At 71.9% G+C, this 11801-nt stretch carries 9 protein-coding genes and 1 pseudogene; 5 read left to right on the top strand and 5 right to left on the bottom strand.

What is annotated here, in order from left to right:
* The 3 genes and pseudogenes from GT045_RS39645 to GT045_RS12595 form a co-directional block, all read right to left on the bottom strand.
* Positions 1-2780 (bottom strand): type I polyketide synthase (locus GT045_RS39645; RefSeq protein WP_237538537.1); only part of this gene is annotated, 2780 nt, incomplete at its 3' end.
* A gap of 117 nt (positions 2781-2897) precedes the next feature.
* Positions 2898-4457, bottom strand: a pseudogene (uvrB, locus tag GT045_RS39640) (excinuclease ABC subunit UvrB); the annotation flags it as partial.
* Between the two features lie 49 nt (positions 4458-4506).
* The gene (locus GT045_RS12595) at positions 4507-5379 is read right to left on the bottom strand and encodes an MHYT domain-containing protein (protein ID WP_161333451.1); all 873 of its coding nucleotides are present in this window, start codon (positions 5377-5379) and stop codon (positions 4507-4509) included.
* Between the two features lie 290 nt (positions 5380-5669).
* Here GT045_RS12595 and GT045_RS12590 point away from each other — a divergent pair, with 290 nt between their 5' ends.
* Both GT045_RS12590 and GT045_RS12585 read left to right on the top strand, forming a co-directional pair.
* On the top strand, positions 5670-6542 hold the full coding sequence (locus GT045_RS12590) for a glycerophosphodiester phosphodiesterase family protein (RefSeq protein WP_161333452.1): 873 nt from the start codon (positions 5670-5672) through the stop codon (positions 6540-6542).
* Between the two features lie 39 nt (positions 6543-6581).
* On the top strand, positions 6582-7136 hold the full coding sequence (locus GT045_RS12585; RefSeq protein ID WP_161291916.1) for a methylated-DNA--[protein]-cysteine S-methyltransferase: 555 nt from the start codon (positions 6582-6584) through the stop codon (positions 7134-7136).
* 16 nt (positions 7137-7152) lie between these two features.
* On the opposite strand, the gene GT045_RS12580 is transcribed toward GT045_RS12585, so the two are convergent.
* Positions 7153-7584: a VOC family protein gene (locus GT045_RS12580; protein ID WP_161333453.1), complete on the bottom strand. Its 432-nt coding sequence runs from the start codon at positions 7582-7584 to the stop codon at positions 7153-7155.
* 99 nt (positions 7585-7683) lie between these two features.
* Between GT045_RS12580 and GT045_RS12575 the strand changes: the two genes are divergently transcribed.
* Positions 7684-8592, top strand: a complete 909-nt coding sequence (locus GT045_RS12575) for a pseudouridine-5'-phosphate glycosidase (protein ID WP_161291918.1) — start codon at positions 7684-7686, stop codon at positions 8590-8592.
* Positions 8589-9545, top strand: coding sequence for a PfkB family carbohydrate kinase (locus GT045_RS12570; protein ID WP_345942552.1), 957 nt, complete (start codon positions 8589-8591; stop codon positions 9543-9545). The genes GT045_RS12575 and GT045_RS12570 overlap by 4 nt, the downstream gene beginning before the upstream one ends.
* 264 nt (positions 9546-9809) lie before the next feature.
* On the opposite strand, the gene GT045_RS12565 is transcribed toward GT045_RS12570, so the two are convergent.
* Positions 9810-10604 (bottom strand): methyltransferase, encoded by a 795-nt coding sequence (locus GT045_RS12565; protein WP_161287062.1) that lies wholly within the window; start codon positions 10602-10604, stop codon positions 9810-9812.
* A gap of 177 nt (positions 10605-10781) precedes the next feature.
* Here GT045_RS12565 and GT045_RS12560 point away from each other — a divergent pair.
* Positions 10782-11801, top strand: a 1020-nt coding sequence (locus GT045_RS12560) for a magnesium and cobalt transport protein CorA (RefSeq protein WP_161334214.1), incomplete at its 3' end; no start/stop codon positions are given.

The raw sequence follows: 11801 nt of genomic DNA, 5'->3' as shown, positions 1-11801 counted from the left end.
TCGGGGTGGTACAGCGCCTCCAGGTCCCAGCCGCGGTCGGTGGGCAGGCCCGCCACCGCGTCACCGTCGTTCACGAGCAGCTGCCACAGCTCCTCGGGGGTGCGGACGCCACCCGGGAAGCGGCAGCCCATGCCCACGATGGCGATGGGTTCGTCGGCGGGGAGGAGCCGTGCCGTCGCCGTCGCCGGGTTCGGCACGGCGGCCTGCTGCTCACCGTCCGTGAAGTCCGGGCCCAGCAGTTCGCCGACGATGTGTCGGGCGGCGGCGGCCGGGGTCGGATAGTCGAACACCAGGGTGGCCGACAGCCGCAGACCGGTCGCCGCGTTCAGCCGGTTGCGCAGCTCCACCGCCGTCAACGAGTCGAACCCGAGGTCCTTGAAGGCACGCTCGACCGCGATCGTGTCCGTGTGGCCCAGTACTGCCGCCACGTTTTCGGCCACCAGGTCCAGCAACAGCGCCTCGCGCTCGTCCGGTGCGAGACCGGCAAGGCGCCGCGCGAGAGCGGGAGTCCCGTCGTCGGCACCGGCCGACTCGACGACCCGGCGGGCGGGCGTTCCGATGAGGTGCCGCAGGATGGCGGGTACGGTCCCGGGCCGCGCGTTGGCGCGCAGCACGGCGACGTCCATGCGCGTCGGTACGAGGAGAGCCTCGTCCGTCGTGTGCGCCACGTCGAACAGTGCGAGTCCCTCGTCCGCGGACAGGGGCGTCATGCCGAAGCGAGCCATGCGGGCCATGTCGACCTCGCCCAAGTGCCCGGTCATGTCACTGCGTTCGGCCCAGAAGCCCCAGCCCAGCGAGATCGCCGGGAGACCGTGCGCCCGTCGGTGCGCCGCGAGGGCGTCCATGAACATGTTGGCGGCGGCGTAGTTGCCCTGGCCGGCCGCGCCGAACGTCGCGGCGGCGGAGGAGAACAGGACGAAGGCCGTCAGCCCCAGGTCCCGGGTCAGCTCGTGCAGATGCACGGCGGCGTCAACCTTCGGCCGCAGCACGGCGTCCAGTCGTTCCGGCGTCAGCGATTCTATGAGGCCGTCGTCCAGGACACCGGCCGCGTGCACCACTCCACGCAGCGGGCGGTGGGCGGGAACCCGTGCCAGCAGGCCGGAGAGCGCGTCGCGGTCCGTGACGTCACACGCCTCGAACGTCACCTCGGCACCCAACGCGACGAGTCCGGACTCGAGTTCGTCCGCATCCGTCATGTCCCGCCCGCGCCGCGAGGCAAGGATCACGGACCTGACGCCGTGTTCGGCGACCAGGTGCCGCGCCACCAGACGGCCCAGCACGCCACTGGCACCGGTGATCAGTACGGATCCGTCGGCGTCCCACACGGCCGGTGAAACGGTGGGAACAGTGGGAGTGGCAGGAACCATCGCCCTGACCAGGCGCGGGATATAGGCCCGCCCTTCCCGTACGGCGAGCTGCGACTCCCCGCCGGCGAGTACGGACTCCAGCGTGCCACCGGACAGTTCCTGCCCGTCCAGGTCCAGCAGGACGAACCGGTCCGGGTGCTCGGCCTGCGCCGACCGCACCAGTCCCCACACCGCCGCAGCCGCCGGATCGGTCACGTCCTCACCCGGCACGGCGGACACCGCTCCCCGGGTCACCACGACCAACCGGGACCCGGCCGACCGCTCCTCGGCCAGCCACGCCTGCAACGACTCCAGCGCACCGAGCGTCACCGACCGCACAACCGCCGGATCGACAGCGTCCCCGACAACCGGGGAGCCGGAGAGGAACGGCAACAGCACGCACCCGGGCGCGGTCTCGCCGTACATCGCGGCCTCACGGACGTCGGCGTACACAGCCGTGCCCTCGTCGGCGATCCCGAGCAGGGCACGCAGTTCCGCGGCGTCGGGGCCCACGACCGGGTACCCGGCAGCGAGGCCCTCGACCGCGGCCGCGGGGGCCTCCGGAAGTGCGGCCCACTGCACCCGGAACAACGACTCGTGCGGCACCCGTCCCTGCCCGGCCACGTCGTCCGGTGTGACGCTCCGGCTCGTGACCGCCTCCGCGGTCGCCACCACCTGGCCGGTCTCGTCGGCCAGCACCGCCGCGACACCGCCGCCCACCTCCGGCACGAGACGCACGCGCAGCGTGGTCGCTCCGGTGGCGTACAAGGCGACTCCGCTCCACGCGTGCGTGAGCGCGATCGCGTCTTCGGTCCCGTCGACCGGCTTGCCGTGCACGGCGTGGAGCGCGGCGTCCAGCAGAGCCGGATGCAGGCCGTAGCGTCCGGCGTCCCCACGCAGTTCCTCCGGCAGCACCACCTCGGCGAGGATCTCCTCGCCTCGGCGCCATGCCTGCCGCAACCCCTGGAAGGCGGAGCCACGGGCGATGCCCACGCCGTCCTCGCCGTCCTCGTGGAGTCCTGCCGCGTCGATCGGCTCCGCGTCGGCCGGCGGCCACTCGGCCGGTACACGACCCGCCGCCGCACCCGCTGGGGCACCCGCCGTCAGCACACCACGGGCGTGCAGGGTCCACGGGTCCTCCGACGCGCCGTCCTCGTGGTGCGAGTAGACACTGACCGTACGGCGACCGGAATCGTCGGGTCCGCTCACCGCGACCTGGAGCTGGACCGCCCCACTGCCCGGCAGCGCCAGCGGCGTCCGGGGCGTCAGCTCCTCCAGCCGGTCACATCCGACCGCGTCCCCCGCACGCAGCGCCAGCTCCACGAAAACGGAGGACGGGAGGATCGCCGTGCCGTAGAGAGAGTGGTCCAGCAGCCAGGGGTGCGACTGAGCCGAGAGCCGGCCGGTGAAGAGGTGGCCGCCGGTCTCCGGCAGGGTGACGGCAGCGCCGAGCAGCGGATGGTCTGCGGACGAGAGGCCGGCCGTCGAGACGTCACCCTGTCGGGCGGCGGAGGGTTCGATCCAGTAGCGCTGGTGCTGGAAGGCGTAGGTGGGCAGGTCGAGGCCCTCGCGGAGGAGGTTGATGCCCACCAGGACGTCGTACTCGCCGGAGCGCAGTTCGCGCAGCAGCTCGACACGGCGCAGGGTGTCCACGTCGCTGTGCAGATAGCGCACCTGGATGCCCAGCTCCAGGAAGTAGTCGGTGAGGTCCTCGGCCATCTTCTTGGTCAGCGTGGTGACCAGGACCCGCTCGTCCTTGTCGGTGCGCTTGCGGATCTCGTGCACCAGGTCGTCGATCTGGCCCTCGGTCGGCTTGACCACGACCTCCGGGTCGACGAGGCCGGTCGGGCGGATGATCTGCTCCACGAAACCGTCGGACCGCGAGAGTTCGTAGGTGCCGGGGGTGGCCGACAGGTAGACGGTCTGCCCGATGCGCTCCTGGAACTCCTCCCACTTCAGGGGACGGTTGTCCAGGGCGGAGGGCAGCCGGAAGCCGTGGTCGACGAGGGTGCGCTTGCGGGAGGCGTCACCCTCGTACATGGCGCCGATCTGCGGGACGGTGACGTGCGACTCGTCGATGACCAGCAGGAAGTCGTCCGGGAAGTAGTCCAGCAGGGTGTTCGGCGGGGAGCCGGGCAGGCGGCCGTCGAAGTGCATCGAGTAGTTCTCCACACCGGAGCAGGTGCCGATCTGGCGGAGCATCTCGATGTCGTACGTGGTGCGCATCCGCAGGCGCTGGGCCTCCAGGAGCTTGCCCTGCTTCTCCAGCTCCGCCAGGCGCTCCCCCAGTTCCTTCTCGATGTCGTTGACGGCCCGCGCCATGCGCTCGGGGCCTGCCACGTAGTGCGAGGCCGGGAACACGTAGAGCTGCTGTTCGTCGCTGATGATCTCGCCGGTGAGCGGATGCAGCGTCGACAGCGCCTCGATCTCGTCGCCGAACATCTCGATGCGGACGGCCAGCTCCTCGTAGACCGGGAAGATCTCGATGGTGTCACCGCGGACCCGGAAGGTACCGCGGGTGAAGGCCATGTCGTTGCGCGTGTACTGGATGTCGACGAAACGGCGCAGCAGGTCGTCCCGGTCGATCTCGTCGCCGACCCGGAGCGGGACCATGCGGTCCACGTACTCCTGCGGGGTACCGAGGCCGTAGATGCAGGACACCGAGGCGACCACGACGACGTCGCGCCGGGTGAGCAGGGAGTTGGTGGCCGAGTGGCGCAGCCGCTCGACCTCCTCGTTGATCGAGGAGTCCTTCTCGATGTAGATGTCCGACTGCGGGACGTACGCCTCGGGCTGGTAGTAGTCGTAGTACGAGACGAAGTACTCGACGGCGTTGTTCGGCAGGAGCTCGCGGAACTCGTTGGCCAGCTGGGCGGCCAGCGTCTTGTTCGGCGCCATCACGAGGGTGGGGCGCTGGAGCTTCTCGATCATCCACGCGGTGGTGGCGGACTTGCCGGTGCCGGTCGCGCCGAGGAGGACGACGTCCTTCTCGCCGGCCTCGATGCGCTTGGCCAGGTCGGCGATGGCCGCCGGCTGGTCGCCGCTGGGCTGGTAGGGGCTGACGACCTCGAAAGGCGCCACCGTGCGTTCGATGTGGGAAACGGGCCGCATGTCATCCACCGTACGACCCCGCACTGACAATGGGTCCCGATCAGCGGTTCTACAAGATCCGGGAGCCCTGGTGCGCGGCGGGGTGCCCGGCCGGCCCGCGCCCCTCGTGCAGGGCGGGGCGGCGGTCCGCGTGGGGGGCGACGGCTGCGGCCGGGACGCCCGGCTTGTGCTCGACGGGCCGCCAGTCGGGGCGGCCCGTGACCATCAGCGGGTCGAAGATCACGACTACGCCCGCGAGCAGCAGGAAGGCGAGCGGGCCGATCAGCATCGGCGCGAGCGCGGACGCCTCGGGCGCGCCCCCGGCGCCGTGGGAGCCGCCGTCGAGGTGGACGCCGAGGGCGGCCATTCCCGTGTAGTGCATGCCGCTGACCGCCAGTCCCATGACGGCGCTCGCGCCCAGGCTCCACGCGAAGCCCCGCACCTGTCCGGCGGCCCACAGGGCGGCGGTGGCGGCCACCACCGCTATGACGACGGAGGCGGCGACGGTGAGCGTGTTGTAGGTGAACCGTCCGTGGAAGCGGACGCCCGCCATGCCGAGGTAGTGCATCGAGGCGATGCCCAGGCCGGTGATCGTGCCGCCGGTGAAGAGCGGGGTACCGGTGGCGCCCCGGTAGCCGACGATGAAGATGCCGACGCCGACCATGACGACGGCGAGCGCGAGACTCGCGTAGGTCATCGGCCTGTCGTAGTGGATCGGCGCCTGCTCGATGCTGAAGCCCATCATGGCGACGAAGTGCATCGTCCATATGCCGGAGCCGATCGCTGCCGAGCCGAGGGCCAGCCAGGCGGGGCGCCGGGAGTGGGTGACCAGCAGGGACCGTGTGGTGCAGCGGAGGCCTAGGGCGCCACCGAGGCAGGCCATCAGGTAGGCCACCACCGGGGTGACGGCCCCGTAACTGAATCCGTCGACCGTGCCTTGCATCCGCGGCTGCCCTTCCGCCTTGTCGCGTCCCGGAATACTGAATATGCCCCCGTCCCAGGACCGCGCGGGCGGTCAGGGCGTCGCAGAGAGTATGACCCCCACCGGAACGGTCGAACGATTTTCCGGCAAAGAAACACCTCCTTACCGCAGATGTGCGGCACCGGTGAGCGCTCTGGGACATCTCCGTTCAGAGTGTGTCCATCGTGCGCCCGGGTGCCGTCGATCCGGGGCTGTCACTCTGGTGCTGTCCGTGTTCGCTGTTCGTCGTCCGATCGACGTGAGGAGTACGCATGTACGCGCGCGTAGTCGCCGCCACCCTCGCCGCGGCCCTGGGGGCGGCATCGGCCCTGCTGGGCCCCGGTTCCGACGCCCGGGCGGGCGAGCACCGCGTGCCCACCGTCGTCGCCCACCGGGGCGCCTCCGCGTACGCGCCCGAGAACACGCTGCCCGCCATCGACAAGGCCGCTCGGCTGGGCTTCTCCTGGGTCGAGAACGATGTCCAGCGCACCAAGGACGGCGAGCTGGTGGTCCTCCACGACGACAGTCTGCGGCGCACGACGAACGTCGAGGACGTCTTCCCCGGCCGGGCCCCGTGGAAGGTGGGGGACTTCACCGCCGCGGAGATCGCCAGGCTGGACGCCGGCAGCTGGTACTCCCCCGCGTACACGGGGACGCGGGTGCCGACGCTGGAGCAGTACATGCGGCGCGTGGAACGCAACCACGAGAAGCTGCTCCTGGAGATCAAGAACCCGGAGCTGTACCCGGGCATCGAGCGGCAGACCCTGAAGCTCCTCGGCAACGAGGGCTGGCTGGACGGCAGGCACCTGCGCCGGCTGATCGTGCAGAGCTTCAGCGCCGACAGCGTGCGGACCGTCCACGAGCTGAAGCCGGCGGTCACCACCGCCTACCTCGGCAAGCCCTCCGTGACGCAGCTGCGCCGGTTCGCCCGGTTTGCTGACCTGGTCAATCCTTCGTTCGCGTCGCTCACCCGGGGCTACGTCTCGACGGCGCACACCCTGGACGGGCCGCACGGCCGGCCGCTCGGGGTGTTCGCCTGGACGGTGGACGATGCGGCCACCGCCCGCAAGGCCGCCGGATACGGCGTCGACGGGGTCATCACCAACAAGCCCGACGTGGTGCGGGCGGCGCTGGCCGCGGACTGAGCCGGGGGCGTTGTCAGTGGCGGGTCGTACCGTGGGCGCATGGACAGCCATGGGCAGGACGAGCAGCGCGTCGTGTGGGCCGTGGTCGGCACCGACATCGGGCCGCTGATGCTGGCGGCGACCCGCGACGGCCTGGTCAACGTCGTCTTCCACGCCTCGGACGCGGTGCGCGACCGGGCGCTGGAGCGGCTGGCCGCCCGGCTGGGCGGCCGGCCGGTGGAGGATCCGGACTTCCCCCTGCTCGCAGAGGCGATACGCCAGCTGCGGGCGTACTTCTCCGGCGAACGCCATGACTTCGACCTGCCGCTGGACTGGTCGCTGATCTCCGGGTTCAACCGACAGGTGCTGCGCGAGCTGGCGACCGGCGTGCCGTACGGCACCGTGCTGGGCTACGGCGACCTGGCGGGGCGGGTCGGGCAGCCCGGCGGGGCGCAGGCGGTCGGCGCGGCGATGGGCGCCAATCCGCTGCCTGTGGTCGTGCCGTGCCACCGGGTGGTGGAGAGCGGCGGTGGCATCGGCGGTTTCGGGGGCGGCCTGGAGACGAAGCGGAAGCTTCTCGCCCTGGAGGGCGTGCTGCCCGAGCCGCTGTTCTGAGCGGCCCGGGGTGCGGTTAGTCGTCGTAGTGCCGGACCTCGAAGACGTTGCCGTCGGGGTCGCGGAAGTAGAAGCTGCGGACGGCGGCGCCGCGGGCGCCGGACAGGCCCGGGTCGATGCCCGACACGGGGACGCCGTGTTCCTCCAGCCGGGCCCGCAGGTCGTCGAAGGCGTCGGCCGGCAGCGACAGGCAGATGTGGTTGACCGGGTGGCCGGCGCTGTCGGCCGAGCCGGGCAGCATGTTCATCCTGGCGGCGAAACCGTGCGGGGCGAGATCGAGGATGGTCTCCTCGTTGACGCGCACGGAGGGGAAGGCCACCTCTCCTTCGGTGAACTCGGCGACCCTGACCGGTTCCAGGCCGACGGCCTTCTCGTAGAAGGCGGCAGCGGCGACCGGGTCGGCCACCCACAGGACGACGTGGTCGAGACGCGTGGTGTTCTTCGTCATGCGTCCCAGGCTGGTGGGCTCCGCCACGGGCCACAAGCGTTTATCCGAGGCCGGTGCCCGCCAGGGATGGAGGAAGGACCGACGACAGGAGGCGGGCACGTGGTGCTGGTGGTGTCGGAAGAAGTCCGGGAGGCGCTCGACGCGCGGCGGCCGGTGGTGGCTCTGGAGTCCACGATCATCGCGCACGGCCTGCCGCGCCCGCGCAACCTCCAGGTGGCGCTGGAGCTGGAGGACGCGGTGCGGCGGGAGGGCGCCGTGCCGGCGACCGTCGCGGTGCTCGACGGACGGCCCCGGGTCGGCCTGGACAAGGAGCAGCTGGAGCGGGTCGCCAACGAGGACGGCATCCGCAAGCTGGGCCATCGCGACCTGCCGCTCGCCGTGGCGGGCTCCGCGAGCGGGGCGACGACGGTGTCGGCGACGGCTCGGCTGGCCGCGCTCGCCGGGATCCGGGTGTTCGCCACCGGCGGGCTGGGCGGCGTGCACCGGGAGTGGACGGTGACCCAGGACGAGTCGGCCGACCTGGGGCTGCTGGCGCGCACCCGGATCACCGTGGTGTGCGCGGGGGTGAAGTCGATCCTGGACGTGCCGGCGACGCTCCAGCGGCTGGAGACGCTGGGGGTGGCCGTCGCCGGGTACGGCACGGACCGGTTCCCGGGCTTCTATCTGGCGGACTCGGGGCACCCGGTCGACTGGACGCTGGAGACCCCGGAGCAGGTCGCGGCCGTCATGCGCGCCCAGGACGCGCTGGACGCGCCGGATTCCGCGCTGATCGTCGCCCGCCCCGTACCGGAGGCCGAACAACTCGACCCCGAGCTGCACGCGCGCGTGCTCGCCGACGCGCTGCGCGACTGCGCGGAGCGGGGCGTGACCGGGCAGGCGGTGACACCGTTCCTGCTCGATCACCTGGTCCGGCACACCGGCGGGGCCTCGCTGAGCGCCAACCTGGCGGCGGTGCGCGGCAACGTCCGGTTGGCGGCGCGGATCGCCGGGGCCTGGACCAGGGGGTGAGCGCGGGCCGGGACGGAGCGCTGCTGGTCGTCGGGGACGTGGTGACGGACGTGGTCGCCCGGCACGGCGGGCCGCTCGCGGCCGGCACCGACACGGCCGCCGTGATCCGCACGCTGCCAGGCGGCGCGGGCGCCAACGTGGCCTGCTGGGCGGCCCACACGGGCTGCGCGGACGTACGGCTCCTGGGACGGGTGGGAGCGGACGCCGCCGACTGGCACGCGCGGGAACTGCTCGCGGCCGGGGTAAGGCCCCGGCTGGTGGTGGATCCGGAGGCGGCGACCGGGACGGTGATCTGCCTGGTCGACGCGGCTGCGGCGGCGGAGCGGACGTTCCTGACGGACAGCGGGGCGTCCCTGCGGCTCGGTCCCGCCGACTGGTCGGACGGGCTGCTCGACGGGGTGGCCCGGCTGCATCTGTCGGGTTATCTGCTGTTCACGGAGTCGAGCCGGGCGCTCGCCGGCACGGCGCTCGCGGCGGCACGGGCGCGTGGCGTGCCGGTCAGCCTGGACCCGGCGTCGGCCGGCTTCCTCGCGGAGCTGGGTGTGGACCGATTCCTGGCCTTCGCGGAGGGGCTCGACCTGCTCCTGCCCAGCCGGGACGAGGCGTGCCTGCTGACGGGGCTGCCGGATCCGGGGGACGCGGCGGCCAAGCTGAGCCGTGTCGTGCCGCTGGTGGTGGCCAAGGCGGGGGCCGAGGGCGCGTTGGTGGCCCGCGCCGGCGCGGTACCTGTCCGGGTGCCGCCCCGGCCCGTGGTGCCCCGGGACACCACGGGCGCGGGGGACGCGTTCACCGGAGCCTTCCTCGCCGCGCTGCTCGCGGGAGCGACCCCGGAGGAGGCGGCGGCCCAGGGCTGCCGGGCGGGTGCGGAGGCGGTGCGGAGGGTGGGCGGCAGACCTCCGCCTCGGGACGACGGGAGCCGGGGAGCGACGGACGGAAGCGAGGCAGGTCGGTGAAAGGCAGGCGCCGGGAGGCCGGTGATCTGCCGTTCCTCCCCCGAGCGGGCGCCGCGACGAGGGCCGGCCGGTGCGTTCTCCCGCGCGGCCGGCCGGTCCGTGTGCCCGCGCGGCCGACCGGCTCGGGGAGGGGAGGCGAGGGGAGGGGAGGGTGACGGTCGGTCGGCGATTGACGGTGCCGGCCGACCGGCGGTCGTCGGTGACGACCTGTCGGCCACGCCGTGACGGTGACAACCCGCCGGTCCCGCCGTGACGGTGTCGGCCCTACGCCTTGTGCCCCCAGACCGAGATCATCGGCGCGGTGGCCAGGTCCATGCCGCCGGTCTCCACGTTGGCCAGGTGCTGGTCGATCTCGGCGTCGGTGGCGAGACCGGCGACGACCAGACGGTCACGGATCTGACGGACCGTCGCGGCCTCGAGGGCGGTGCAGGCGGGTGAGGTCACGGGGAAGTAGGCGTCGGCCTGGACGCCGTGCAGGCCGGCCTCCCGGAGCAGACGCGGGAGTCTGCGGCCGTAGGACAGGTCTGCGCCGCGGTCCGCGAGGAGCTTGCGGAAGCCTCGGCGCAGCCGGTTGGCGAGCCGCTGCTCGGGGCCGTATTCGTCGGGGCAGAGCAGCGGCTGGAGGGCGGGATCGGCGTCCTCGATCAGCAGTCGTCCGCCGGGACGCAGAGACTTGATCATGGACCGCAACGCCTTGTCCCGGTCGGGTACATGGACGAGGACCAGCCGGGCGTGGACCAGATCGAAGCCCTCCCCCGGAGGTTCCTCGGCGCCCACGTCGTGGACGCGGATCTCCACCGGCGGCCGGCCGGCGGGGGTGAGCCGCGAGGTGTCGATGTCGGTGGCGACGACCCGCCCGGACGGTCCGGCCTTCTCGGCGAGCCAGGAGACGACGGAGGTGCCGCCGGCGCCGACTTCCCAGCAGCGCATACCCGGTCCGGCACCGAGGTGTTCGAGGTGCCGGAAGGTCGTGGGGTCGAAGAGGGTGGCGAAGGCGTCGAAGCGCCGGCCCGCCTCGTTCTGCTGGTTGTCCAGGAGGTATCCGTCGGATGGCGTCACGCTCCGATCATCCCAGTCACCCGGGCCGTCCCCCTCGACCGACCCTCCGTCCACAGGCGGGAACCAAACGGAACTTGCCGTTCCCACAGGCTTGCCCGCGCTTTGCCGGGGGCTGGCAGACTTGCGGGTCAAGGCACGGAAGCGTTGCAGCACGGAGATCCACGCGAGGAGATCCAGATGTCGATGGCAGGGAATCTGCGGAAGGTCACGGGGCTGGGAAAGGTCGGCGGCCTGCGCAAGGTCGCACGGCTGGCCCGGCGCCGGCCGCGCGTGGACCTGAGCCACCCCGCCAGGTCGCCGCTGGGCTCGTCGGTGGTGAACTGCGTGACGTACCAGGACGGTGTGCGTGTGCCCGGGTGCGCCGACCTGGTCGATGCCGTACGGCTGGTGCGCAAGACCGGCGAGGGCTTCGTCTGGCTCGGGCTGCACGAACCCACGGACCGCGAGTTCGCCGGCATCGCCGAGCTGTTCGACCTGCATCCGCTGGCGGTGGAGGACGCGGTCGAAGCGCATCAGCGGCCCAAGCTGGAGCACTACGGGGACACGCTCTTCGCGGTGTTCAAGAGCGTCTGCTACGTGGAGCACGAGCAGTTGACGGCGACCAGCGAGGTGGTGGACACCGGCGAGATCATGGTGTTCGTCGGTGAGGACTTCGTGATCACGGTGCGGCACGGGCGGCACGGCTCGCTCGGACCGCTGCGCGAGGAGCTGGAGGCGGACCCGCAGCAGCTCGCCAAGGGACCGGCGGCGGTGCTGCACGCGATCGCCGACCATGTGGTGGACGACTACCTGAATGTCACGGACGCGGTGCAGGCCGACATCGACCAGGTCGAGACGGAGGTGTTCTCGGAGAACGGCGCACGTCTTGACCCGGGCCGCATCTACCAGATGAAGCGTGAACTGCTGGAGCTGAAGCGGGCGGTGGTGCCACTGAGCCGCCCGGTGGAGGATCTGGCGACCCGGCCCATACGGGTGGTCGCTCCGGAGATACAGGCCTATTTCCGGGATGTGTCCGACCACCTGATCCGGGCCAAGGAGCAGATCGCCGCGTTCGACGAGCTGCTCAACTCCATCCTGCAGGCGCACCTGGCGCAGGTGACCGTCGCCCAGAACGAGGACATGCGGAAGATCACGGCCTGGGCCGCCGTGGTCGCGGTGCCGACGATGGTGTGCGGGGTGTACGGCATGAACTTCGAC

Source organism: Streptomyces sp. SID486 (assembly GCF_009865385.1).
Lineage (GTDB): Bacteria > Actinomycetota > Actinomycetes > Streptomycetales > Streptomycetaceae > Streptomyces.
Note: the sequence above shows the minus strand (reverse complement) of the source record. Positions and strands in the feature narration are given on the sequence as shown.